General features: G+C 65.3%; 25 protein-coding genes, 1 other RNA gene and 1 pseudogene. 5 read left to right on the plus strand and 22 right to left on the minus strand.

The annotated features are described in order from the left end of the window. Positions 1-125: 125 nt before the first annotated feature. The 5 genes from E4487_RS13415 to E4487_RS13435 form a co-directional block, all read right to left on the minus strand. Entirely contained in the window at positions 126-1,472 is a 1,347-nt protein-coding gene (locus E4487_RS13415) for a glutamine synthetase family protein (protein ID WP_175253595.1), read from the minus strand. Between the two features lie 29 nt (positions 1,473-1,501). Beyond that, positions 1,502-2,059: a helix-turn-helix domain-containing protein gene (locus tag E4487_RS13420; RefSeq protein ID WP_037054449.1), complete on the minus strand. Its 558-nt coding sequence runs from the start codon at positions 2,057-2,059 to the stop codon at positions 1,502-1,504. Between the two features lie 16 nt (positions 2,060-2,075). Further along, a complete protein-coding gene (locus E4487_RS13425) occupies positions 2,076-3,365 on the minus strand; it encodes an FAD-binding oxidoreductase (protein WP_150609339.1) in 1,290 nt (429 codons plus the stop codon). Between the two features lie 68 nt (positions 3,366-3,433). Continuing rightward, a complete protein-coding gene (locus tag E4487_RS13430; RefSeq protein WP_037054253.1) occupies positions 3,434-3,733 on the minus strand; it encodes an antibiotic biosynthesis monooxygenase in 300 nt (99 codons plus the stop codon). 19 nt (positions 3,734-3,752) lie between these two features. After that, positions 3,753-3,899 carry a hypothetical protein gene (locus tag E4487_RS13435; protein ID WP_167494402.1) on the minus strand — a complete coding sequence of 49 codons (147 nt, stop codon included), beginning with the start codon at positions 3,897-3,899 and terminating at the stop codon, positions 3,753-3,755. A gap of 327 nt (positions 3,900-4,226) precedes the next feature. Between E4487_RS13435 and E4487_RS13440 the strand changes: the two genes are divergently transcribed. Further along, the gene (locus E4487_RS13440) at positions 4,227-5,174 is read left to right on the plus strand and encodes an AraC family transcriptional regulator (protein ID WP_037054258.1); all 948 of its coding nucleotides are present in this window, start codon (positions 4,227-4,229) and stop codon (positions 5,172-5,174) included. On the opposite strand, the gene E4487_RS13445 is transcribed toward E4487_RS13440, so the two are convergent. The 5 genes from E4487_RS13445 to dnaX form a co-directional block, all read right to left on the minus strand. Further along, the gene (locus tag E4487_RS13445; RefSeq protein ID WP_175253596.1) at positions 5,175-6,323 is read right to left on the minus strand and encodes an acyl-CoA dehydrogenase family protein; all 1,149 of its coding nucleotides are present in this window, start codon (positions 6,321-6,323) and stop codon (positions 5,175-5,177) included. Between the two features lie 66 nt (positions 6,324-6,389). Continuing rightward, positions 6,390-6,968 (minus strand): DUF4157 domain-containing protein, encoded by a 579-nt coding sequence (locus tag E4487_RS13450; protein ID WP_175253597.1) that lies wholly within the window; start codon positions 6,966-6,968, stop codon positions 6,390-6,392. 28 nt (positions 6,969-6,996) lie between these two features. After that, complete coding sequence (recR, locus tag E4487_RS13455) at positions 6,997-7,596, minus strand: recombination mediator RecR (RefSeq protein WP_037054265.1); 600 nt, start codon at positions 7,594-7,596, stop codon at positions 6,997-6,999. Between the two features lie 230 nt (positions 7,597-7,826). Beyond that, complete coding sequence (locus E4487_RS13460) at positions 7,827-8,153, minus strand: YbaB/EbfC family nucleoid-associated protein (RefSeq protein ID WP_003460931.1); 327 nt, start codon at positions 8,151-8,153, stop codon at positions 7,827-7,829. Positions 8,154-8,176: 23 nt separating this feature from the next. After that, entirely contained in the window at positions 8,177-10,273 is a 2,097-nt protein-coding gene (gene dnaX / locus E4487_RS13465) for a DNA polymerase III subunit gamma/tau (protein WP_175253598.1), read from the minus strand. 471 nt (positions 10,274-10,744) lie between these two features. On the opposite strand from dnaX, the gene E4487_RS13470 reads away from it, so the two are divergent. Together E4487_RS13470 and E4487_RS13475 are read left to right on the plus strand one after the other, a co-directional pair. Next, positions 10,745-10,966, plus strand: a complete 222-nt coding sequence (locus E4487_RS13470) for a hypothetical protein (RefSeq protein ID WP_037054270.1) — start codon at positions 10,745-10,747, stop codon at positions 10,964-10,966. Positions 10,967-11,019: 53 nt separating this feature from the next. Beyond that, entirely contained in the window at positions 11,020-11,307 is a 288-nt protein-coding gene (locus tag E4487_RS13475) for a DUF3509 domain-containing protein (protein WP_175253599.1), read from the plus strand. A gap of 196 nt (positions 11,308-11,503) precedes the next feature. On the opposite strand, the gene ffs is transcribed toward E4487_RS13475, so the two are convergent. The 3 genes and pseudogenes from ffs to E4487_RS24885 form a co-directional block, all read right to left on the minus strand. Further along, positions 11,504-11,600: signal recognition particle sRNA small type (ffs, locus tag E4487_RS13480), an RNA gene on the minus strand. Positions 11,601-11,705: 105 nt separating this feature from the next. Beyond that, complete coding sequence (locus E4487_RS24880) at positions 11,706-12,410, minus strand: methyl-accepting chemotaxis protein (protein WP_373921528.1); 705 nt, start codon at positions 12,408-12,410, stop codon at positions 11,706-11,708. A 153-nt stretch (positions 12,411-12,563) separates the two neighbouring features. Then, positions 12,564-13,340, minus strand: a pseudogene (locus tag E4487_RS24885) (MCP four helix bundle domain-containing protein); the annotation flags it as partial. A 492-nt stretch (positions 13,341-13,832) separates the two neighbouring features. On the opposite strand from E4487_RS24885, the gene E4487_RS13490 reads away from it, so the two are divergent. Further along, entirely contained in the window at positions 13,833-14,111 is a 279-nt protein-coding gene (locus E4487_RS13490) for an HU family DNA-binding protein (RefSeq protein WP_037054278.1), read from the plus strand. Between the two features lie 44 nt (positions 14,112-14,155). On the opposite strand, the gene E4487_RS13495 is transcribed toward E4487_RS13490, so the two are convergent. The 9 genes from E4487_RS13495 to E4487_RS13535 form a co-directional block, all read right to left on the minus strand. After that, positions 14,156-14,449, minus strand: coding sequence for a copper-binding protein (locus E4487_RS13495; RefSeq protein ID WP_175253601.1), 294 nt, complete (start codon positions 14,447-14,449; stop codon positions 14,156-14,158). A 20-nt stretch (positions 14,450-14,469) separates the two neighbouring features. Then, the gene (locus tag E4487_RS13500; RefSeq protein ID WP_175253602.1) at positions 14,470-14,976 is read right to left on the minus strand and encodes a plastocyanin/azurin family copper-binding protein; all 507 of its coding nucleotides are present in this window, start codon (positions 14,974-14,976) and stop codon (positions 14,470-14,472) included. 58 nt (positions 14,977-15,034) lie between these two features. Further along, positions 15,035-16,447, minus strand: a complete 1,413-nt coding sequence (locus tag E4487_RS13505) for a multicopper oxidase family protein (RefSeq protein ID WP_175253603.1) — start codon at positions 16,445-16,447, stop codon at positions 15,035-15,037. A 16-nt stretch (positions 16,448-16,463) separates the two neighbouring features. Further along, complete coding sequence (locus E4487_RS13510) at positions 16,464-17,864, minus strand: TolC family protein (protein ID WP_175253604.1); 1,401 nt, start codon at positions 17,862-17,864, stop codon at positions 16,464-16,466. Beyond that, a complete protein-coding gene (locus E4487_RS13515) occupies positions 17,851-18,150 on the minus strand; it encodes a hypothetical protein (RefSeq protein ID WP_150609329.1) in 300 nt (99 codons plus the stop codon). Before E4487_RS13515 ends, E4487_RS13510 begins: the two co-directional genes overlap by 14 nt. A 75-nt stretch (positions 18,151-18,225) precedes the next feature. After that, positions 18,226-18,612: a hypothetical protein gene (locus E4487_RS13520; RefSeq protein ID WP_175253605.1), complete on the minus strand. Its 387-nt coding sequence runs from the start codon at positions 18,610-18,612 to the stop codon at positions 18,226-18,228. A gap of 67 nt (positions 18,613-18,679) precedes the next feature. Then, positions 18,680-20,107: an arginine-ornithine antiporter gene (arcD, locus tag E4487_RS13525; RefSeq protein ID WP_175253606.1), complete on the minus strand. Its 1,428-nt coding sequence runs from the start codon at positions 20,105-20,107 to the stop codon at positions 18,680-18,682. Between the two features lie 69 nt (positions 20,108-20,176). Continuing rightward, positions 20,177-20,779: a glutathione S-transferase family protein gene (locus tag E4487_RS13530; protein WP_037054302.1), complete on the minus strand. Its 603-nt coding sequence runs from the start codon at positions 20,777-20,779 to the stop codon at positions 20,177-20,179. A gap of 115 nt (positions 20,780-20,894) precedes the next feature. Next, positions 20,895-22,052, minus strand: coding sequence for a PLP-dependent aminotransferase family protein (locus tag E4487_RS13535; RefSeq protein ID WP_037054304.1), 1,158 nt, complete (start codon positions 22,050-22,052; stop codon positions 20,895-20,897). Between the two features lie 82 nt (positions 22,053-22,134). Between E4487_RS13535 and E4487_RS13540 the strand changes: the two genes are divergently transcribed. Next, positions 22,135-22,650 (plus strand): MarR family winged helix-turn-helix transcriptional regulator, encoded by a 516-nt coding sequence (locus E4487_RS13540; protein WP_047584269.1) that lies wholly within the window; start codon positions 22,135-22,137, stop codon positions 22,648-22,650. Positions 22,651-22,675: the final 25 nt, after the last annotated feature.

The raw sequence follows: 22,675 nt of genomic DNA on the forward strand, positions 1-22,675 counted from the left end.
GATGCGCGGGCCGTTCTCGGCCAGCTGCTTGTAGTCACTGAACGGCGCCAGATGGTGGGCCTGGCTCAGGGCCTGCCAGTGTGCGGTTTTCGAGTTGTTCATGTCGCCTCCTTCGATCCGGGACATCACAGGTACCAGCGGTATTCACGCGGGCTGATGTCGTGCATGAAGGCCAGGTGATCCTGGCGTTTGTTCTCGCAATAGACCATGACGAACTCGCTGCCGAGGCCAGCCGCGACACGCTCGCTGGCTTGCATGCGGCGCACGGCGTCGAGCATGTCCTTGGGGAAATCGACGCCGCTGCTGCGGTCATCGTTGAGCGGTGCGATGGGCTCGACCCTGGTGTCGAGCCCTTGCTCGATACTGGTCAGCAACGCCGCCAGGACCAGGTAGGGGTTGGCGTCGGCACCGGGCAGACGGAATTCCAGGCGCAGGTTGCGGGTGTCCGATTCGGGGATGCGCACGCAGGCGTCGCGGTCCTCGAAACCCCAGCTCGCCTGGCTCGCCGAGTTCACCTGGGCGCCGAAACGGCGGTAGCTGTTGTGGTTCGGCGCGTAGATCGGCATCAGCTCCGGCAGCAGGCTCAGGCAGCCGGCCACGGCATGGCGCAGCGGACGCTGGTCGTCACGCGCCAGCAGGTTGTCACCCGCTTCGTCATACAGGCTGACATGCACATGCATGCCGCTGCCGGGGTACTGCAGGTAGGGTTTGGCCATGAAGCTGGCGCGGTGGCCGTGCTGCAGGGCCACGCCCCGCGTGACCCGGCAGAACAGCGCGGACCAGTCGGCGGCCTGCATCGGGTCGGCGTTGTGGCTGAAGTTGATCTCGAACTGCCCCGGACCGATCTCGGCGGTGATCACCGTGGTGTCGATGCCCTGCAGGCGCGCGGTCTCGCTGATGTCGTCGAGCACCTCGGCGAAGCGCGACAGGCGCTCGATGTGCATGTTCGGCTGGTCGTCGGCGTCGCCACTGAGGTCATCACGCGGGTATTGCGGCAGGCCTTCCTTGAGCGCCTTGTCGAACAGGTAGAACTCCAGTTCGAACGCCACCACCGGACGGATGCCACGCGCCGCCAGGCGCTGCACCACCCGCGCCAGCACCTCGCGCGGCTCGAACTCGATGGGAGCGTCGGTGCCGTCGGAGCTGATCAGCATCTGCCCCAGCGGCTGGCGCTCCCAGGTCACCGGCTTGAGCGTGCCGGGAATCAGGCGGCGCGGCGCATCCGGGTCACCATCATGGAAGCAGTAGTCGCCGATCTCGTGGAGCCCGCCCTGGGCGCCGAGCAGCACGCAGTTCTGCGGCAGTTTCAGGGCACTGCCGGCTGCGACCTTCTCCAGCATCTCGATGGGATAGCGCTTGCCGTAGAAGTGCCCGGGAATATCCAGGCAGATCAGGTCGACGAAGCGCACCTCGGGGTGGGCTTGGCGAAATTGGCGGACTTCGTCGAGCAGCTCGACTCGGGTGGCGTTCATGATGGTCATTTCCGGTCAACGGGAAGGTTTCAGGTGTAGATCCACAGCACGCGCGCAGGCGCATCGCCCTGGTTGGCGTAGCGTAAACGCGCGTAGCTCGGGACCTGGAAGGCATCGCCCGGGTACAGGGTGGCGCTCTCTTCGTCCTCGCCCAGCCACAGCGTCAGCTGGCCCTCGAGCACGTAGCCGGCCTGCTCCGAGCGGTCGCTCATCTGCCGCTCGCCACTGCTGGCACCGGGCTCGAGCAGGCTGTCGACGACCATGAAGGCGCCCTGCAGGGTCGGTGATGCCATGATGTCGGTGATGCCACCGGCCAGGTACAGGGTGCGACGCTCGTCCGGCCGGGTGACCCAGTCCAGCGCCTTGGGTTTGGGCAGGCTGTAGAAGTAGGTCGTCGGCACATCGAGGGCTTCGCTGATCGCGGTCAGGTCCGCGACCGTCGGGCGCGACAGGCCGCGCTCGACCTGGGAAAGAAAGCCCACGGAACGCCCGATACGCTCGGCCAGTTCATTGAGGGTGACCTTCTTGTGCTTGCGCAGGTCGTGGATGAGAACCGCCAGCGCGGCCATCTCCAGGTTCTTGTCCATGTCAGGGCTGTCCATTTCAGAAGCTGTCTCTCAGTCGATACCAGGCCTTGCCGATGGCCTCGAGCGGCGCAGCCAGGCGTTCGCCAAAGGGAAAGTCGGGATTGCGCAGTTGCCGGTACAGTGCCAGCTCATCCTCGTTGCCGAGGATGGCGTCGCTCACCGCACGTGCCGCTGCCAGGGTCGGCAGCACGCCATGCCCGGAGAAGCCCTGCAGCCAGTAACGCCCGTTCTCCCCGCCGATATCCGGCGTGCGCGCGCGGGTCACGTCGATATGGCCGCCCCAGGCGAAGTCGATGGCCACGCCTGACAGCTGCGGGAAGACACGCTCGAGAATGGGCCGGGTCGCCGCCGCCATGTCCTGCGGCAAGCCGCCCAGGTAGGTGCAGCCGCCGCCGAACAGCAGCCGGTGATCCGGCGTGCGGCGGAAGTAATCGAGGACGAACTGATTGTCGGTGACGCAGGCATTGCGCGGCAGCAGCGCTTCGGCACGCGCCGCCCCCAGCGGCTCGGTAGCGATCTGGTAGGTGCCCACGGGCAGTATGCGTCGCGCCAGGCGCGGCTCCAGATGGTCGATGTAGGTGTTGCACGCCAGCACCAGGTTGCTGGCCTGCACGCTGCCTTGCTCAGTACGCACGCGGTAGCCTGCAGCACGCGCTTCCTGGCTCAGCGCACGGCTCTGCTCGAAGATGCGACCGCCGGCCGCGACGAATGCCTCGGCCAGGCCAAGCGCCAGCTTGAGCGGATTGACGTGCCCGGCCTGCGGGTCGTAGAGCCCGGCCCGGTAACGCTCGCTGGCCACCCACTCCGGCATCTGCTCGCGCGAGACGAATTGCAGGGTGCGGTGCCCCCACTTGCTCGCGGCCTCTTCCTGCCATTCGTGCAGCTGCGCCACGCGCCGGGGCAGCACGGCCGTCCACAGATGGCCACGGCGGTAGTCGCAGTCGAACGCATGGCGCTGCGGCAGCTCGCGCAGCTCGTTCGCCGCCCAGGCCATGCCGTCCCACAGACGCCGGGCACCCTCGATGCCAAGGGCCTTTTCCAGTGGCGGCATGTCGCACGACCAGCCCAGGATCGCCTGGCCACCATTGCGCCCCGAGGCCGCCCAGGCCACGCGACTGGCTTCCAGCACGATGACCTGCAGGCCCGCCTCGGCCAGGCGCAGCGCGGTGTGCAGGCCGCTGAAGCCCGCACCGACCACCAGCACATCGCACTGCACCTCACCCTGCAGGCGCGGATGATGGCTCAGCCGGTCCTTGCAGCTATGGGCGTAGTAACTGTCGACGTGCTCATGGGCGTGGCGAAACATAGACGACTCATGAAATTTAAAATAATTAATTTCATGAAAATCTATAGAGATAAATTCACAAAGGCAAGTCAGGCGACTTGTTGCTGCAGCTCCATCGCGCATTCGAGATGGGTGAAAAGCCCCTCCTCTATGGCCTGCGCCAGTACCCGGCGCAGGCACTCGCTACCGAGAAAGGCGTCTCGTGCCGCGGCCGAGCGCCACTGCCCTTCGACTTCCCAGGTCAGCGGGTCGCCACGCAGCGGCAGGACCCGCAGTCCCTGGCAGCCGGGAATGTCCCGGCCGATCTGATCTAGCCGGGCCAGGCACTGCCTCAACCGGACGGCGCGGTCGTGGCGAGCGCGAATGGTCATACGGTGAACGATGCTCATGGCAACCTCCTGGAATGGATCAATGCAGATCGGCAGCCTGTCGCTGCAGAACATGGGGTGCGGCTTGCGGATCGGCGAAAACCGCTTCGCCACCCGCTCGAGAATCGAGCCAGGCAGTGGCGAGCAACAAGAGTGTCAGTGGTGCGATCAGCCATTTGCTGGACATGTGGCGGGCTCCTTCGGACACGTGGGGCACCGCTTAGCGGGTGGCGTAGCTACTTCAAGCGTTCGCGCGACGCAGGGACACGGCGCGATGACTACAGAGATTAACCGCCTGGTCACGGCAGCGTTAGCCGGATACTGGCCGATCATTGCCTAAAACTGCACGATCTACCGCAACCCCACATCGCAGACCAGGACTGGCAGCATTCCTGAAACACTCTGTTTCAGGGGACGTTTGCCCATTACTGGCAAATATTTGCCTAATCCTGCAGGCGCTCATGACTTGCCTGAAAAACCTGGCTAGTCTTCGCAGACCTTCTGGAGGAGCGCCATGCAGTCACTCACCCATACCGCCACCAATCTCGACACTCCTCTTGCCGACCTCAGCCATGAAATGGCGCGCCTCGTCGAACGCTTCGTCCCGGAGGATGGCCTGCACCTCACCGCCATCCCCGGCCTCAAGCTGGCGCGGGCCACCACCCCGAGCCTGCCGATGCAGACGGTCTACGACCCCTGCCTGTGCATCATCGCGCAGGGGCGCAAGGAGATACGCCTGGGCGACGAGCTCTATGTCTACGATCCGCTGAACTACCTGGTGGCCTCGGTGGTGCTGCCGGTCACCGGCCGGGTGATCGAGGCCAGCCCGGAAGCCCCCTACCTGAGCCTGGCACTGGAGATCGACCCGGCGCTGATCAGCAGCCTGCTGACCGAGATGCCGCCCATCCCGGCACCCGACGCGGCCTCGCAACGGGCGCTGTTTCTCGATCGCCTCGACCCGCGCCTGCTGGATGCGGTGATTCGCCTGCTGCGCCTGCTGGAGACCCCACGCGACATCGCCATGCTGGCCCCGCTGGCCCTGCGTGAAATCTTCTACCGCATGCTGCTCAGCCCGCAGGGGCATCGCTTGCATGAGGTGGTGGTGGCCGACAGCCAGAGCCAGCGCATTTCGCGCGCCATCGAGTGGTTGCGCAAGAACTTCGATCAGCCGCTGCGCATCGAGGAGCTGGCCCGCGAGGTCAACCTCAGCCCCTCGACCCTGCACCATCGCTTCAAGGCCGTCACGGCCTTCAGCCCGCTGCAGTACCAGAAGCAGCTGCGTCTGCAGGAAGCACGCCGGCTGATGCTCTGCGACAACCTGGAAGCGGCGGCGGCCAGCTATCGCGTGGGCTACGAGAGCCCCTCGCAGTTCAGCCGCGAGTACAGTCGCCTGTTCGGCGACCCGCCACAGCGCGATATCGCACGCCTGCGCCAGGCGGCGCAGAACCAGGTCGCGTCCTGATCAGAGGCCCATCTGCTTGGCGATGATCTCGTTCATGATCTCTCGCGTGCCACCGCCGATGGAAAGGATGCGATTGTCGCGATACAGCCGTTCGACCAGCGATTCACGCATGTAGCCCATGCCGCCGAGGATCTGTACCGCATCGTAGGTCAGGCGATCGGCAATATCGGTGGCGAAGTTCTTGGCCATGGAGATTTCCTTGACCACGCTCCTGCCCGCCGCCATCTGCGCCGCCTGGCGGTAGGTGAACTCGCGGGAGACCTCCAGCTGGGTGGCCATCTCGGCCAGGCGATGCTTGAGCACCTGGAACTTGCCCACCGGCTTGCCGAAGGCCTGGCGCTCGCGGGCCCACTTCATCGACTCGTCCAGAGCCAGTTGCGCCGTCATGTTGGCCATGATCGCCAGGCTCAGACGCTCGCTCTGGAAGTTGGCCATGATGCAGGCGAAACCGGCGTTCTCGACGCCAATCAGGTTGTCCACCGGCACCTTGCAGTCGTCGAAGAACAGCTCGGCGGTATCCGACGCCCACCAGCCCATCTTCTTCAGCTTGCGCCCCACGCTGAACCCCGGCGTACCCTTTTCCACCAGCAGCAGGCTGACACCGCCGAAACCTTCGCCACCGGTGCGCACCGCCACCGTGTAGTAGTCGGCACGCACGCCACTGGTGATGAAGGTCTTGCTGCCGTTGATGCGGTAGTGGTCGCCCTCGCGCACAGCACGGGTCTTCAGGTTGGCCACATCGGAACCACCGGACGGTTCGGTGACCGCGAGCGCCATGATCTTCTCGCCGGCCAGCACCTGGGGCACCACGCGCTCGCGAATGGCCGGCCTGGCCCATTTGGCTACCGGCGGCAAGCCGATATCCAGGGAGCCGAGCCCCGCCACCAGGCCACCCGAACCACAGCGCATCAGCTCCTCGCTGGCGGCGACCTTGGCGAACACGTCACCTTCATGACTGCCGCCGTACTGCTCCGGATAGCCGATGCCGAGAATGCCTGCCGCCCCTGCCTTGAGGTACAGCTCGCGGGGAAACTCCTCGGCCTCTTCCCAGTCGTCGATGTGCGGAAGGATCTCGCGCTCGACGAAACGCCGAACGGAGTCGCGAACCAGTTGGTGGGATTCATCGAAATACGACTGAGGGGCGGCCATGCGGGTACTCCCGTTATTGTTTTGGCCACCCTAACCTAGCGCTTGCTTGGTTTTCAAGCGAGCGTTTCATTTCTGCCCGCGCAGCGCGCGCCTGATCCGTACCTGCATGGCATAGGCTGGCTCCTCGACAGCCTCGAAATCACGGGTGTAGCGCTGGGCGAATCCGCTGCTGCCCCACTCGCGATACTGTCGTACGTGCCAGAGTTCGTGCGCCCAGAGGGCCGCATCCTGGCCGGCGGCATCAGCACTGCGAAACACCACCACATCGATCAGAGTCACGGCCTGCACGTCCGGGTTGCGCAGCATGACGCTGGCAGCGTCCATCGCGTCGGTGCTACCCACGCGAAAGCGCACCTCGTCGAGCAAGGCGTCATCGTAGAACGGCGCAAGCTGCGCACGAATCATCAGGGGTATCGGCTCGGTGCCAGCATTCAGGGCCGCCTGGCGTGACTGCTGCAGCCAGGCTTCTAGGTGTGCGGCGGCCAGGTTCAGGCCATCTTCACGCACGCGGGCCGGATCGGGCACACACAGACAGCTCTGCCCCAGGCAAACCGGGATCTGGCCGAGCGCGCACTGCGCACTTGCCGCAACCGGTATCCCGAGCAGGAGCGCCAGCGCGACACGGCGCACGAAGTCGCGGCCCATGGGCAGCGCGCAGCGTGGGTGCGAAGGGTCAGAGCGTGATCGGACGTCGGCCGGCGAGGGCGTGCGCCAGCGTGCCGCCGTCGACCAGCTCCAGTTCGCCCCCCAGCGGCATGCCGTGGGCGATGCGCGAAGCGACCAGGCCCTTGCCGGTAAGGATCTGCGCGATGTAGTGCGCCGTGGCCTCGCCTTCCACCGTCGGGTTGGTAGCGAGGATGACCTCGCTGAAGGCACCGGCGTCGATGCGCTCCAGCAGCTCGGGAATACCGATGGCTTCCGGCCCCAGGCCATCGAGCGGCGACAGGTGCCCCTTGAGCACGAAGTAGCGCCCGCGATAGCCGGTGTGTTCGACGGCGTAGACATCCATCGGGCCTTCCACCACACACAGCAGGCTGTCGTCGCGACGCTCGTCGGCACACAGGTGGCAGATGTCGTCCTCGCTCAGGCTGCGGCAACGCTTGCAGTGCCCCACCCCTTCCATCGCCGCATTGAGTGCCTGCGCCAGGCGCTGGCCGCCACTGCGATCACGCTCGAGCAACTGCAGGGCCATGCGTTGCGCAGTCTTCTGCCCCACACCAGGCAGGATGCGCAGGGAGTCGATCAGCTGGCGAATCAGAGGACTGAAGCTCATGGTGTTCCTACAGGTTGATAGTCCGGATGCGCTCCGGGGAAACGGGTCAGGCGACAGGCCTCAGGCCAGCCACCACCCTGCGCGCACGAGCGTCATGTCAGACGTGACGATCAGACAACGCGTGGGGCAAGGCGCAGGTGGACGAGGAAGCGCCGCATGCTGGAGCGCATGCGAGTTCCGCGTCCGCCTGCAACGCCGCCATGTGCGTCGGCTGGACGGCACGAGGCCGGTCAGAAAGGCATCTTGAAACCTGGCGGGAGCTGCATGCCGGCCGTCATGCCGGACATCTTCTCCTGGCTGTTCTGCTCGACCTTGCGCACCGCATCGTTGACGGCCGCGGCGATGAGATCCTCGAGCACTTCCTTGTCTTCCTGCATCAGGCTGTCATCCAGGGTGATGCGCTTGACGTCATGGCGACCAGTCATCACCACGCTGACCAGGCCGGCACCGGACTGGCCGGTGACCTCGGCATTGGCCAGCTCTTCCTGCATCTTCTGCATCTTTTCCTGCATCTGCTGGGCCTGCTTCATCAGGCCTGCCATGCCACCTTTCATCATGTCGGTATCCTCGGGTGTTCGTGTTAACGGGAGGTGTCGAGTGGTTCGATACTGTCGTCGCGCACCTTGGCGGCGAACTGCTGGATCATCTGCTGCACCAGTGGATCGGCCTGGATCGAGGCCTCGGCACTGCGCTGGCGCTCGGCACGGCGACGGGCCGCCGCCTGGGCCGGTGTCTCTTGCTCGGGCTTGCACAGCTCGATACGCAACTTGATGCTGCGCCCCTGCTGCTGATTCAAGGCATCGTTGAGACGCCGCTGCTGGGTCGGATTGAACAACGCACTGTGCGCCGGGTCCAGGTGCAGCAGCCAGTCATCGCCGTTGGCCTCGATCAGCGTACAGTTGGCCGCGATGCTGCCGGTCATGCCGCCCAGACCCAGTTGCGGGAACAGGGACAGCCACTCGGCGGCCAGGCCCGTGGCGGGCTTGGCGGCGGGCAGAGGCTCTTCGACCTGCGGCGCCGCGGCTTCGCTCTGACCGAAATCGTAGTCGAGCGTTTCGGCGTCCATCTCGACATAGTCGTAGTCACCGGGCGGCGGCTCATCGTCGCCAGCGTCAGCGTCGGCCTCTGCCTGCACGATCGCATTGGCGACCGGGGGCACGACAGGCGCCGACGGCGCTGCCACGACTTCGGGCTGGGCAACGGCAACAGCTTCTGGCGCCTTGGCGGTGTCCCAGGGCAGATCGACGGCGGCTGCAGGCGCGACGGGTGCTTCTGGCTCTGGCTCTGGCTCTGGCTCTGGCTCTGGCTCTGGCTCTGGCGGCAGGCTGGCGGCGGTTTCGGGCGTGTCAACGACCGGTACCGGCGCAGGTTCGCTCGCGGCCGGCACAACGCTCGTGTCCGGTGCCACGGCAGCAGCAGGCTCGGCGGCCGCCGGCATGACAGGCGCAGGCGCTACCGGGGCAGCGGCAGGCGCCGGGGCAGAAACGACAGGAGCCGGCATAGCGGTGCCGGCCACTGGGTTCGTCCGGGAATCAGCAGTGGCCTGGCTGATCCCCAACGGCTTTAGCGTGACCCTGGGAGCATCGTCGGCTCCCGCAGGGCGGAAGGCCAGCATGCGCAGCAGGACCATCTCGAAACCACCGCGCGGCTCAGGCGCCAGGGGCAGATCGCGACGGCCGATCAAACCCATCTGGTAGTAGAACTGCACATCCTCGGCAGGCAAGGCCTGGGCCAGCTGCAGCACGCGCTCGCGGTCACCCTGACCGTTGTCAACCGCGTCCGGCAGCGCCTGGGCGATGGCCACGCGGTGCAGCACGTTGAGCATCTCCGCCAGCACGCCATTCCAGTCCGGGCCCTGCTCCGCCAGATGGCGCACGGCTTCGATCAGTGCGCGCGCATCGCCTTCGATCAGCGCGTGCAGCACGCCATAGACCTGGCCGTGATCCAGCGTGCCGAGCATGGCACGCACATCGGCGGCCAGCACCTTGCCTTCACCGAAGGCGATGGCCTGGTCGGTCAGGCTCATGGCATCGCGCATCGAACCATCGGCGGCGCGCCCCAGCAGCCACAGGGCGTCGTCTTCGAACGGCACGTTCTCGGCGCTGAGGACATGGCTCAGGTGCTCGACCACCCGCTCCGGCGGCATGTTCTTCAGGGAGAACTGCAGGCAGCGCGACAGCACGGTGACCGGCAGCTTCTGCGGGTCGGTGGTGGCGAGCAGGAACTTGACGTGAGGTGGCGGCTCTTCCAGGGTCTTCAACAAGGCGTTGAACGAGCTGGTGGAGAGCATGTGCACTTCGTCGATCAGGTAGACCTTGAAACGCCCACGGGTCGGCGAATACTGCACGTTGTCGAGCAACTCGCGGGTGTCCTCGACCTTGGTACGACTGGCGGCGTCCACTTCGATCAGGTCGACGAAGCGCCCCTCGTCGATCTCCCGGCACACCGAGCAGGTCCCGCAGGGCGTGGAGCTGATGCCGGTCTCGCAGTTCAGGCACTTGGCGATGATCCGCGCAATGGTGGTCTTGCCCACCCCACGGGTACCGGTGAACAGGTAGGCGTGGTGCAGGCGCTGGCTGTCCAGGGCATTGATCAGGGCTTTGAGCACATGGGTCTGGCCGACCATTTCGCGGAACGAGCGCGGACGCCATTTACGTGCAAGAACCTGATAACTCATGGAAAACCGTCATGTGAGGAAAGCAAAAGTGGGCTAATCCTAGCGGAGCGACCGGCAAATTGCATCCGCCAACCGAGCCACTGAAAAGGCCCCTTGTCGAGTTGCGAAACAGTGCTGTTCATTTATTGCGCAATACAGTATGATTCGCGCCGTTCGTACCAAGCTGCAAGTCATCCAGGCCCTCGCGCCTCCCCGCTGGTTTCCCGGTTCAACGTCTAGCGCATGCCTGCGCAGCCGCCCTCCCCGATCCCACCTGCTGACTGATCAGGCCGACTCGCCACTCACATTCATTGGCGCAGTTCCTCCGCCTGCCTCCGACGTACTGACCACGCCGAAGAACCGTAACAATGGAACTTTATCGTGCTAATACAGCTCCGATCGGTTGACTGCTATGGCCGCTTTTCGGCCAACCCCATGGAGCGACACCACGCGCAACGAAGCGCACATGCTTTAAAGGAAACACTTAGAAAAATGCATACTCAACATCAGATTCAGAAAGCCATCAGCACGCTGACCCACGCCTTCGCCCCGTTCGACTGCCGTATCCAGGCAGCGCGCAAAGGCAGCTTCAGCTTCACCCTGGTCGACAAGACCGGCATTGCCCAGTACAGCCAGCGCCTGTACCCGGGCCAGTACGGCGACGACTCGCTGCAACAGGTGATCGAGCGCACCCGCCAGTCGCTCATCGCCTGAACCTATCGCTCATCCTGAGGTCCAAACTGGCCAATCTCAGGATGGAGTAGGTCATGGAATTCACCAACCAGCAACTCGTCGATCACCTGTTCACCCCGCTGCGTGCCAACTTCAGCTCCCCACGGCCGGACGGCAGCGTCATCCTCGCCCTGCTCGACGAGAGCGACAGTACCGTCTACAGCCGCGTGCTGGCCAAGCCACAGCTCGACGACCAGAACGCCTTCGCCCAGAGCCTGGAAGACATCCGCCTCGAACTGGCCGTACGCGCTGGCAACATCCCTGCCGAACTGCGCAAGACGCTCAAGGAACAGGACAGCGTACTGAGCTATTGCACGGCCTGAATCAGACCGCCGTCAACAGAGCGCCCGATGCCATTGGCATCGGGCGTTTTCGTTCATGGCGCAATGATCGCCGCATGCTGCGCGAGTGCGCATGGACGGCTACGGAACGGCGGTGGCGAGCAGGCGGCAGCCCTGGCGATGCGCGCGCAAGCCAAGGAAAGATGATCGAGATGGGGAATCGCAGATTGGAGGCGAGCCCTGCCAGCCACACCCCGGCACACGATGTTCCCGCTGTGGCTGCTCCCTTCCGGGCCTGACCAGGTTCACAGGTAATCGTTGCGAGGGGACCGACAGGACCCACCATCACGCAGCCCGTCATTGCGACGGGCCGCGCCATTGTAACGACTAAACGCAAAGTTACAACCGGTTCAAACACTTAGATGCGTTGCAGCACCCTCTCACACGCGAAAACGCCCCACCAGCTGCGCCAGACCGTGGGACAGCTCGGACAGGTGCTGACTGGCCCGCGTGCTCTGCTCGGAGGTCTGCGCCGCCTCGTTGGAGAGGTCACGAATATCGCTGATGTTGCGGGCGATCTCCTCGGTCACGCTGCTCTGCTCCTCGCACGCCGTGGCGATCTGCGCGGCCATGTCGTTGATGCGCTGCACCGACTCACCGGTGACGTTCAACGCCTGGTCGACGCCGGCAGCCTGATCGACGCTCTGTCGTGCCCGTTCGCTCCCGGTATGGGTCGCCTTGACCGCGTTCTGCACCCCGACCTGCAGGCGCTCGATCATGCCCTGAATGTCCTTGGTGGACTCCTGGGTACGCGCCGCCAATGCCCTGACCTCGTCGGCCACCACCGCGAACCCCCGCCCCTGCTCGCCGGCACGTGCCGCCTCGATGGCGGCGTTGAGCGCCAGCAGGTTGGTTTGCTCGGCGATGCCCTTGATCACGGCCAGCACCGCGCCGATGTTGGCGGCCTCCTGCTCCAGGGTCTGGATGGTCGAAGAGGCACTCTCCACTTCCTGCGCCAGCTGACGGATCGAGGCGATGGTCGCCCCCACCACCTCGGCCCCTTCGCGTGACTGTTGCTCGGCACTGCGCGCTGCATCCGCGGCATTCTGCGCATTGCGCGCCACCTCATGCACGGCCGTGCTCATTTCCGTCGCGGCGGTGCTGACCTGGTCGACCGCCGCATGTTCACTGCTGATCAACTGGTCATTGGCTGCCGCCAGACCGGCAAGGTTCTTCGCCGAGTCGGCCACCTCGTCGGTGACCCGCCCCACCTCCTTGATCAACGGCTGCAGCTTGTCGAGGAAGCGGTTGAAGGCATGGCTGAGCTGGCCCAGTTCGTCCTTGGACAACACGTCGAGGCGCACGCGCAGGTCGCCATCGCCATCGGCGATCTGCTCGATGCGATGCAGCAGGCTGTGCAGGGGACGCGTCACCAGCAGCGGGAAGCCGATGACCAGCAGCAGGCAGACGGCCAACCCTACGGCAATGACGATGCCCTGCTGCCAGGCCAGTTCTTCGCCACGGGCGATCGCCGCAGTGCCCACGGCGTTGGCGGAGCTGTCCTCCATTTCGCCGAGCTTGTTGATGGCGCCACGCATCACCTCGAACTGCGCCTCGCTGTCACCGAAGCTGAGGTGGCTCGCCTCCTCGGGGTTGCTGGCGGCCAGCTGCAATACTTTCAGGGAGGTGGCTTTCCACAGTTCGAAGCCGCGATCGAACTCGGCGACCAGCGCCATCGCTTCGCTGCCGGGCTGCATGTCCGCGAACTTGTGCACGCGGTCATAGGCCTGCTGCAGGTTCTCGGTGTGCGCGGCGCGCAGCTCCTCGAGATGGCTCCCCGAATCCTCGTCGAGCATGCTGCGCTCGGCGATGAACGCCTGGTAGAGATCCCGGTCGGCATTGAGCAACAGGCTGATGCCTGGCAGGAAACGGTTGGTCAGGGTCGTCGAGGAATCGGCCACCTGTGTGATGCCACGCATGCCGAGCACGCCCATGGCCACCAACAGGGCCGCCAGAAGGAGGATGGGCAGGGCAATTTTCCAGCGAAAACCAAGGTCAGTGAAGGCACGCAGCATGATTGCACTCCAGTATCAATCAGGTAAGAGCAAGCATAGTCGAGGCTGGCAAAACTGATTCGTCAGCCTTCCTGGCCGTGAGCCTAGGCACGAAGGCTTAACACTTCGTTAAGCCCGATCAGGGTGCGTAATGCGGTTGCACAGGCTTGGCTCCCCTCTCCCATTTATGGGAGAGGGGCTGGGGGAGAGGGCTGAAAATGCCGCAAAGCTGCCAGTGCCCCCTCTCCGAACGCGGCACGCCCTAACCCTCTCCCCAAGGGGGCGAGGGGACTCGCGTCCGACCACCTTTTATGTGGACAGCATTCCGACCAGGGTCCCGGCTTTTTTATCCGCCACCCGGAACCACCCGCCCCGCTGCGACACTAAGCCCTATCGGAAGTGTCTGCCACGGCACTCCCGGGCTGTATCTTTTGTGCTAGCTTTCCCTCGTTTTCGGCTGTCCAGGGCGCGAGCCAGGGCACCGAACCCCTCATCTGCAAACGGAGTTACATCATGGCAATCACCAAAGACCAACTGATCAGCGACCTGGCCGAGGCCGTTTCCCTGCCGAAGGCCACTGTTCGCACCCTGATCGATCAGCTGGGCGAAATTGTCGGCGACGCACTGGAAAACGACGGTGAGATCACCCTTCCTGGCATCGGCAAACTGAAGGTGAGCGAGCGTCCCGCCCGCACCGGTCGCAACCCGCAGACCGGCAAGAGCATCGAGATCGCGGCCAAGAAAGTGGTCAAGCTGGTGCCTGCCAAAGCGCTGAGCGACGCGCTGAACTGATTGTCTGCCGGCCCGGACGCAATGCCGGGCCGGCCTGTTTCGGCTTACTTCAGTACATTCAATTCGGTGACGACGTAGCGACTCCCCCGCTGCTCCACCTGAAAGCTCACCTTCTCCCCGCCTGAAACGCCTTCCAGCAATTTCGGCTCGACCACCTCGAACACCATGGTCATCGGCGGCATGCCGACGCTGGCGATGGGGCCGTGACGCAGGGTGACCTTCTGCGCGGCAAGATCCACCTTGCGCACCTCACCCTGGCTCAGCGGCGCGGGTTCGGCAGCCTGCAGCGGCAGGCTGAACAGGGTGGCCAGGGCCGTGATCATCAATGTGCTCTTCATACGTGCATTCCTCCAGCAGGTCATTCGGCCAGCACCTGGATGCGGCCAGTCATGCCGGCCTGGTAGTGGCCGGCGATCAGGCAGGCGAAGTCGAACTCGCCTGCACGGTTGAACGTCCAGATCATCTCGCCGCTCTGCCCGGGCGCGACATGCGCCATGTAGGGCTCGTCGTGCTCCATGCCGGGAAACCTGGCCATCATCGCGGCATGCTGATCCAGCTCGGCCCGGGTGCCGATGACGAACTCATGCAGCAACTGCCCGTCGTTGTGATGAACGAAACGGATGGTCTCGCCCTGCCTGACCTGCAGGCGATCCGGCGTGAAGCGCATCTGGTCGCCCATGCGGATGTCGATGCTGCGGTCGACCTGTGCAGCGTTGCCAGCGATGCCCCAGGGCTTTTGTTCCATCGGCATCGCCGCGGCATCGTGAGTGCCATGGGCTTCGCCGTGGGCAAGTGCCAACGGGCTAATCAGGACGCCGCCCAGCGTCAGGGTCAGGGTCAGGGCAAGAAGCGATAGGGTTTTCATTCAGGATGTTCCTCGATTGGTCTGCTGACCGGGCCGCGCGTGGCAGCCCGGCGTGTTTTCAATGCCCGGCATGGCCACCGGGTTTGCGTACCTGCACGTCCACCGGCGCCTCGACCGGCCGCTCGAGCGGCATCGACTGGCCGCCGCCGTCATGCGTGCGGCTCGGCTCGGCCAGGGCGCCTGTCCACTCGTAGGCCTGCGAACCAGGCGGATGCCTGAACCAGCCCGGATTGCGGTAATCACCAGCGGCCTGTTCCTTGCGCACCTTGAGCAGGGTGAACATGCCGCCCATCTCCACCGAGCCGAAGGGCCCGTCACCGGTCATCATCGGCACGGTGTTGTCCGGCAGCGGCATCGGCATCTCCGCCATGTCGGCCATGCCGCGCTCGCCCATCACCATGTAGTCGGGCACCAGCCTGGCGATCTTGCCGGTCATGTCGCGGTGATCGACGCCAACCAGCGTCGGCACGTCGTGGCCCATGGCATTCATGGTGTGGTGGCTCTTGTGGCAATGCAGTGCCCAGTCGCCCTCCTCGCTGGCGATGAACTCCACCTGGCGCATCTGCCCCACCGCCACGTCGGTGGTCACTTCCGGCCAGCGCGAAGCCAGTGGCGTCGGCCCGCCGTCGGTGCCGGTCACCTCGAATTCGTGGCCGTGCAGATGGATCGGGTGGTTGGTCATGGTCAGGTTGCCGACACGCAGGCGCACCCGCTCGCCCTGACGCGCCACCAGCGGATCGATGCCGGGAAACACGCGACTGTTGAAGGTCCACAGGTTGAAGTCGAGCATCTGCATGATCTTCGGCGTGTAGGCGCCGGGCTCGATGTCGTAGGCGTTGAGCAGGAAGCAGTAGTCGCGGTCCACCTCGCTGATCAGCGGGTGGTGCTCCCTGGGGTGGGTGACCCAGAACCCCATCATGCCCATGGCCATCTGCACCATCTCATCGGCATGCGGGTGGTACATGAAGGTGCCGGGCCGGCGCGCGACGAACTCGTAGACGTAGGTCTTGCCCACCGGGATCGCCGGCTGGGTCAGGCCCGAGACGCCGTCCATGCCGTTGGGCAGGCGCTGGCCATGCCAATGGATGCTGGTGTGCTCGGGCAGCTTGTTGGTGACGAAGATGCGTACCCGGTCGCCCTCCACCACCTCGATGGTCGGCCCCGGTGACTGGCCGTTGTAGCCCCACAGGTGAGCCTTGTAGCCGGGCGCCAGCTCGCGCACCACCGGTTCGGCGACCAGGTGGAATTCCTTGACGCCGTTGTTCATGCGCCACGGCAGCGTCCAGCCGTTGAGCGTCACCACCGGGTTGTAGGGGCGCCCGCTGCCTGGCTGCAAGGGCGGCTGGGTATCGGCGCTGGCCTGCAGCACCGGCTCGGGCAACGCGGCCAGGGACACCCGGCTGACCGCCGAGGTGGCGACCGCCGCACCGATGGCACTGGCACCGAGAAAGAAATCACGTCGTGAAACCATGTCTGGAGATCCTTGTTCAGTGGCCGCCAGCGGCCGGCTCGGCACTGGCGACTGGCACCGCGGCGAGCGAGGGATTGGGTGTGCCCAGCAGGGCCATGTCGAGGTCGGCGCGGGCCAGCCAGAAATCGCGCTGCGCCTGCAGATAGCCATCCACCGCCTGCACCTGGCGACGGGCGTCGGCAAGCAGTTCGAAGGTGCTGATGAACATGCCGTTGTAGCGCAGCAGGTTTTCCTCGGCCATGCGCTGGCGCAGCGGCAGGACCTCGATGCGATAGTGGCGCGCCAGTTCGAAGGCGTTGCGATAGGCCTGGTAGGCCTCGCGCACCTGCGAACGGGCATTGATCGCCGTCTCGGCAGCCCGGTTGAGCGCCTGGCGATACTGCGCCTCGGCCCTCGCCACCTTGGCGCCGCTCCAGTCGAACAGCGGCAGTTCGACGCTGATCTCGTAACCGCGCTGGGTCGGTTCCTCGTTGGAGCGGTTGTTGACCACGCCCAGCTCCAGCACGTTGACGAAGCGCGTGGTGCGCGTCAGCCCGAGGTTCTGCGCCAGCCGTTCGACGTCCAGACGCATCGCCTGAATGTCCTGGCGCTGGCTCATGGCCAGGCGCTCCACCTCCGGCAGCTCATCGGCGGCATCCGGCAACGGCGGCAAGCGCTCGGGCAGGCGATAGGCAATCTGCTCGCCCCACAGGCCGAGCAGCCGGGTAAGCCGCTCGCGGCTGGCCACCCGCGCCTGTTCGGCACGCAGTACGGCGATCCCCGCCTCGGCATAGAAGCCCTGCTGCTCGGCCTGCTGCAACTTGCTGAAGTTGCCGACCGCCGCCAGCCGCCTGGCCAGCTCGGCGCCAGCTTCGGCGGCCTCCAGCACCTGCCGCGCGTAGACCAGCCCCTCCTCCGCCGCGACCGCCTGGTACCAGGCCTTGCGCGTCTCGCTGGCCAGCTCGACCACCGCCAGGCTGGTGCGGCGCTGCAACTGCTCGAAGCGCCTGCCTTCGAGACGCGAGGTCATCGGCAAGGCGATCAACCGCGCCAGGTTCAGGTGCAGGCCGCGCTCGTATTCCACTTCGCGGCCTTTCTCCAGGCGCCCGTAGGAGAAACCGGGATTGGGCAGGCGCCCGGCCTGTACCCGCTCGGCTTCGCCAATGCCCAGCTCGTCGAATGCAGCCTGCAGGCCGCGATTGTTGAGCAGGGCCAACTGCACCGCCGCGTCGAGGCTCAGCGGCTCGGCCAGCAGTTCGCCGACGCGCGCCTCGATCTGGCTGCGCCCGGCGTCGTCGCGCGCCCAGAGCACCTGCTTGTCCAGCTGACGTTCGGCGTCCTGCTGCACCGCGTCGAATCCGCCGTCCTCGCTGAAGCTGGCGCAACCGGCCAGCAGCGACAGGGCACAGAGCAGCGCCAGAGGTTTAATGATGGTCATGACCACCTCCCGTAGCAGGCTCGGCAGATGACTCGGCCGGCTGTGCCCAACCCTCCATGCTGTAGGTACGCCAGCCGCCGATACGACCGACCTGGTCGTTGGCCTCGCGCCAGTCCTGCAAGGGTTCGTCGGTGTGCGTGCGGTAGTCGCTCAACGGCGACTGGTAGGCCTGTGCCGGCACTGCGGCAGCGGCATCCAGCGGGTCGGGCTGGACGGCCAGCAGCACGCCGGGCAGCGCCAGGGCAACGGCACCCAGCGACCATCCGGCAATCGGATGAAACTTCATGATGTGTTCTCGCGTAGGGCGGCCAACCGGCCGCATGAGCTACAAGCACCGGTCTACGGCGCTAACCTCGGGGGCTCAGGCGAGAAAAGGACGCGGGGGGCGTTCAGGCGTGTCGGCGACGCCGATGACGAGGCGATCGGGCCAGGCCATGGGCGGCTCGGCGCTTCGCGCGATGCTGTGATTCAGGAACGGCTCGCCGGGCGCGGCGACACCGACGCAGAAGGCGCACAGGGTGCAGACACCGCCATCAGCGGCGGGCGCGGCATCCTGCTGCAGGTCAGACGCATCGGCCGTGACCATGCCATGAGCCATGCCGGACACGCCATGCTCCGTCATGCTCATCGACATGACGCTGCTGCGGTGAACCTGCTGGCAAAGTTGCATGCCGAGCGCCGCCATGGCCTGTGTCGGCAAGGCCAACATCAGCATCCAGATCAGGGCGGTACGCAGGGTCTTGCGCATAGAGGTCGTGCAGCCGGTTCAGCAAGCGATGTTCGGATTATCCTTACACCGGGCGCTTTGTCCAGCGCTACAGGGTCAAATGCCCGGCGTACAGGCCATAGCCGGCCACCACGGCGGTCAGCAGCACCGCGCTGAAGATCAGCCATTCATGGGGCCGGAACAAGGCCTGGCCCAGTTCGCGCTTGGCCCGCTGGAACAGCAGCACGCCCGGCGCGTAGAGCAGCGCCGACAGCAGCAGGTACTTCACCCCGCCGGCATACAGCAGCCAGGCGGCATAGAGAATCGCCAGCAGACCGACCAACAGATCCTTGCGCCGTACTGCGGCTTGCGCCTCGTAGGTCTCGCCACGCACCACCAGCAGCAGCGCATAGACCGACGACCACAGATAGGGCACCAGGATCATCGATGACGCCAGGTAGATCAGCGACAGGTAGGTGCCCTGAGCGAACAGGATGATCAGCAGGAACAACTGGATCATCGCGTTGGTCAGCCAGAGCGCATTGGCAGGTACCTTGCTGGCGCTCTCCCGGCGCAGGAAGGCCGGCATGGTGCCGTCCTTCGCCGCGACGAAGAGGATCTCCGCGCAGAGCAGCGCCCAGGACAGCAATGCACCGAGCAGCGAGACGGCCAGGCCGACGCTGATCAGCACCGCGCCCCAGCGCCCCACCACATGCTCCAGCACACCAGCCATCGACGGGTTCTGCAACGCGGCCAGCTCGGGCTGGCTCATCACCCCCAGCGACAGCAGGTTGACCAGCATCAGCAATGCCAGCACCCCGAGAAAGCCGATCACCGTGGCCGTGCCGACATCCCTGCGCCGTTCGGCACGCGAGGAGTACACGCTGGCCCCCTCGATACCGATGAACACGAACACGGTGACCAGCATCATGTTGCGCACCTGCTCCAGCACGCTACCGAACTGCGGGTTGCTGCGCCCCCAGATATCCCGCGTGAAGACGTCGCGATCGAACGCCAGGCCGACGATGACGATGAACAGCAGGATCGGCACCAGCTTGGCCACCGTGGTGACCAGGTTGATCAGCGCCGCCTCCCTGATCCCGCGCAGCACCAGGGCATGCACGCACCAGAGCAACACCGAGGCGCAGCCGATGGCCAGGGGCGTATTGCCCTCGCCGAAGGCCGGGAAGAAATAGCCCAGTGTAGAGAACAGCAGCACGAAGTAACCGACGTTGCCCAGCCAGGCGCTGATCCAGTAGCCCCAGGCCGAAGAGAACCCCATGTAATCGCCCAGACCGGCTTTGGCATAGACGTATACGCCACCGTCCAGCTCCGGCTTGCGATTGGCCAGGCCCTGGAACACGAACGCGAGCGCCAGCATGCCCACCGCCGTGATTCCCCAACCGATCAGCACCGCACCGACATCCGCCCGGGCGGCGATGTTCTGCGGCAGCGAGAAGATCCCGCCACCCACCATCGAGCCCACCACCAGCGCGGTGAGCGCACCCAGGCTCAGTTTTCGACTTCCGTCCGACATGGCGGTCCCTCTGCGAGCTACCGCCAAACTCTAGACCAGAGCGGTGAACCTACCAGCACACTTCCCCGCTCAGCCCAGCATGGTCACGTGATGCGGGTGGCTGGCCACGCGATCGAGCCAGGCACGCAGCGCCGGGAAGGCTTCGAGGCTGAAGCCGCCTTCGTCCGCGACATGGGTATAGGCATAGAGCGCGATATCGGCGATGGAGTAGTGCTCACCGACCAGATAGGGCGTGCGTTCGAGCTGCCTCTCCATGACCTTGAGCGCCTTGTAGCCGAGCTTCAGGCAGCGCGCGTGCTCCTCGCGCCGCTCCTCGGGCATCCCCTGGTAGAGCTGGATGAAGCGCGCCACCGCGACATAAGGCTCATGGCTGTACTGCTCGAAGAACTGCCACTGCAGCACCTGAGTACGCAGACGCGGCTCGCTGGGCAGGAACTCGCTGCCGTCGGCAAGGAAGTTGAGAATGGCGTTGGACTCCCACAGGCAGGTGCCGTCGTCCAGCTCCAGCACCGGAATCTTGCCGTTGGGGTTCTTCGCCAGGAAGGCCTCGCTCTGCGTCTCGCCCTTGAGGATATCGATGGGAATCCACTGGTACGGCTTGCCCAGCAGATGCAGCATCAGCTTGACCTTGTAGCAGTTGCCCGAACGGTAGTCGCCATAGACCTTGAACATCGCGTTGCCCTCCCTATCAATCCTCGCGGCAAGCTCGCCGCCAATCACCCTGCCTGCCGGAGCTGCCGTGCCCGGAGCACTCGCGGCTCACGCCGCGCCTGCAGGCAAACAACCCTCACGCACCCTGCGCAGCACGGATCACCGCAGCCAACCGGCGCAAACCCTCGCCCAGGCGCTCCGGCGCAACATGGCTGAAGTTCAGTCGCAGATGCCCAGGGTTGGCGTCCGGGTCGATGAAGAACGGCTCGCCCGGCATGAAGGCGACATTCTGCGCCAACGCCGCATCGAGCAGCGTACGGGTATCGAGCGGCTGCTTCAGGGTCAGCCAGAAGAACAGGCCGCCCTGCGGAACCTCCCACTCGGCGAGATCGCCGAAATGTTCCAGCAGCGCACCCTGCATGGCGTCGCGGCGGATACGGTAGAAGTCGCGCAGCTCGGCCAGGTGGCCACGGTACTGCTCGCTGCCCAGCCACTGCAGCGCCTGCCACTGACCGATGCGGTTGGTGTGCAGGTCGGCCGACTGTTTCAGGCGCAGCAGGTGCGGGTACAGGTCCCTGGTGGCGATCAGATAGCCCACGCGCAGGCCCGGCAGCAGCGTCTTGGACACGGTACCGGTGTAGATCCAGCTGGCTTTGCGCAGGCGGCTGACGATGGGCGTGGCGCTGCCGGCATCGAACACCAGCTCACGGTACGGCTCGTCCTCGATCAGGGTCACGCCGAATTCGTCGAGCAGCGCCGCCACGGCCTCGCGCTTGGCTTCGCTGTAGCGCGTGGCGGACGGATTCTGGAACGTCGGGATCAGGTAGGCGAAAGCCGGCTTGTGCTGTTCCAGGCGCTGGCGCAACACGGCCAGCTCGGGGCCGTCGGCCTCCTGCGGCACGCTGATGCAGTCGGCACCGAACAGCTGGAACGCCTGCAGCGCCGCCAGGTAGGTCGGCGCCTCGAGCAGCACTTCGGTGCCCGGATCGATGAACAGCTTGGAAGCCAGGTCCAGCGTCTGCTGCGAGCCGCTGACGATCAGCACCTGGCTGGCATCGCATGGCACCCCCAGGGCACGCGCCTCGGCAGCGATGGCTTCGCGCAGCGCCGGCTCGCCTTCGCTCATGCCGTACTGGCCCATGCTCGCCGGCATCTCGGCCCAGTCCACCTTCGGCAGCATCGGTTCGGCCGGCAGGCCACCGGCGAAGGACATCACCTCCGGACGCTGCGCCGCGGCAAGAATTTCACGGATCAGGGAGCTTTTCAGGCGGGCGATGCGTTCGGAGAAGGCCATGGTGTGTCCTGGGGTGCCAAAGTCGTTTAATTAAGTCAAACTGCTTGACCGAAACTACGCCGCCACCCAGAGATACGTCAATATGACTGACCTAAAAAATTTCTCCGAGAAATTTTTAACGTCGCCCGGCGACAGCCCCCAGGGTGGCCTCAATGGTGCGCAGGTCATGCGCAATTCCGCCGCCCAGCAGGCCGCCATGGAGGCCTTCTTCTTCGGCTATCAGGCCTTCACCGCCAAGCCCGACGAGATGCTGGCCAAGCGCGGGCTGTCGCGCGTGCACCACCGCATACTGTTCTTCATCGCCAAGTACCCGGGCCTGAATATGAGCGAACTGCTCGGTTACCTGGGCGTCAGCAAGCAGGCACTGAACATGCCGCTGCGCCAGCTGATGGAGATGCACCTGGTGCAGAGCGAGGCGGCAGCAGACGACAAGCGCAAGCGCCTGCTGGTGTTCACGCCGGAGGGCGCCAAGCTGGAACAGGCCCTGCGCCGGGAACAGGCCCGCCTGTTGCAGCGCGCGTTCGCCGAAGTGGGCGAAGACGCCGTGCAGGGCTGGCTCCAGGTCAACCTGGCCCTGGCCTCCAGCCACAGCAACTAGTCCGCGCCATGGCCCCTGCAGCTGG

Source organism: Pseudomonas sp. BMW13, from assembly GCF_013357275.1.
GTDB lineage: Bacteria > Pseudomonadota > Gammaproteobacteria > Pseudomonadales > Pseudomonadaceae > Aquipseudomonas > Aquipseudomonas khazarica.

Excerpts from the sequence above, each read along its gene's own strand:
- E4487_RS13415 (WP_175253595.1), bottom strand. The coding sequence starts at position 1,472 with ATGAACGCCACCCGAGTCGAGCTGCTCGACGAAGTCCGCCAATTTCGC.
- E4487_RS13420 (WP_037054449.1), bottom strand. The coding sequence starts at position 2,059 with ATGGACAAGAACCTGGAGATGGCCGCGCTGGCGGTTCTCATCCACGAC.
- E4487_RS13425 (WP_150609339.1), bottom strand. The coding sequence starts at position 3,365 with ATGTTTCGCCACGCCCATGAGCACGTCGACAGTTACTACGCCCATAGC.
- E4487_RS13430 (WP_037054253.1), bottom strand. The coding sequence starts at position 3,733 with ATGAGCATCGTTCACCGTATGACCATTCGCGCTCGCCACGACCGCGCC.
- E4487_RS13435 (WP_167494402.1), bottom strand. The coding sequence starts at position 3,899 with ATGTCCAGCAAATGGCTGATCGCACCACTGACACTCTTGTTGCTCGCC.
- E4487_RS13440 (WP_037054258.1), top strand. The coding sequence starts at position 4,227 with ATGCAGTCACTCACCCATACCGCCACCAATCTCGACACTCCTCTTGCC.
- E4487_RS13445 (WP_175253596.1), bottom strand. The coding sequence starts at position 6,323 with ATGGCCGCCCCTCAGTCGTATTTCGATGAATCCCACCAACTGGTTCGC.
- E4487_RS13450 (WP_175253597.1), bottom strand. The coding sequence starts at position 6,968 with ATGGGCCGCGACTTCGTGCGCCGTGTCGCGCTGGCGCTCCTGCTCGGG.
- recR (WP_037054265.1), bottom strand. The coding sequence starts at position 7,596 with ATGAGCTTCAGTCCTCTGATTCGCCAGCTGATCGACTCCCTGCGCATC.
- E4487_RS13460 (WP_003460931.1), bottom strand. The coding sequence starts at position 8,153 with ATGATGAAAGGTGGCATGGCAGGCCTGATGAAGCAGGCCCAGCAGATG.
- dnaX (WP_175253598.1), bottom strand. The coding sequence starts at position 10,273 with ATGAGTTATCAGGTTCTTGCACGTAAATGGCGTCCGCGCTCGTTCCGC.
- E4487_RS13470 (WP_037054270.1), top strand. The coding sequence starts at position 10,745 with ATGCATACTCAACATCAGATTCAGAAAGCCATCAGCACGCTGACCCAC.
- E4487_RS13475 (WP_175253599.1), top strand. The coding sequence starts at position 11,020 with ATGGAATTCACCAACCAGCAACTCGTCGATCACCTGTTCACCCCGCTG.
- E4487_RS24880 (WP_373921528.1), bottom strand. The coding sequence starts at position 12,410 with ATGAGCACGGCCGTGCATGAGGTGGCGCGCAATGCGCAGAATGCCGCG.
- E4487_RS13490 (WP_037054278.1), top strand. The coding sequence starts at position 13,833 with ATGGCAATCACCAAAGACCAACTGATCAGCGACCTGGCCGAGGCCGTT.
- E4487_RS13495 (WP_175253601.1), bottom strand. The coding sequence starts at position 14,449 with ATGAAGAGCACATTGATGATCACGGCCCTGGCCACCCTGTTCAGCCTG.
- E4487_RS13500 (WP_175253602.1), bottom strand. The coding sequence starts at position 14,976 with ATGAAAACCCTATCGCTTCTTGCCCTGACCCTGACCCTGACGCTGGGC.
- E4487_RS13505 (WP_175253603.1), bottom strand. The coding sequence starts at position 16,447 with ATGGTTTCACGACGTGATTTCTTTCTCGGTGCCAGTGCCATCGGTGCG.
- E4487_RS13510 (WP_175253604.1), bottom strand. The coding sequence starts at position 17,864 with ATGACCATCATTAAACCTCTGGCGCTGCTCTGTGCCCTGTCGCTGCTG.
- E4487_RS13515 (WP_150609329.1), bottom strand. The coding sequence starts at position 18,150 with ATGAAGTTTCATCCGATTGCCGGATGGTCGCTGGGTGCCGTTGCCCTG.
- E4487_RS13520 (WP_175253605.1), bottom strand. The coding sequence starts at position 18,612 with ATGCGCAAGACCCTGCGTACCGCCCTGATCTGGATGCTGATGTTGGCC.
- arcD (WP_175253606.1), bottom strand. The coding sequence starts at position 20,107 with ATGTCGGACGGAAGTCGAAAACTGAGCCTGGGTGCGCTCACCGCGCTG.
- E4487_RS13530 (WP_037054302.1), bottom strand. The coding sequence starts at position 20,779 with ATGTTCAAGGTCTATGGCGACTACCGTTCGGGCAACTGCTACAAGGTC.
- E4487_RS13535 (WP_037054304.1), bottom strand. The coding sequence starts at position 22,052 with ATGGCCTTCTCCGAACGCATCGCCCGCCTGAAAAGCTCCCTGATCCGT.
- E4487_RS13540 (WP_047584269.1), top strand. The coding sequence starts at position 22,135 with ATGACTGACCTAAAAAATTTCTCCGAGAAATTTTTAACGTCGCCCGGC.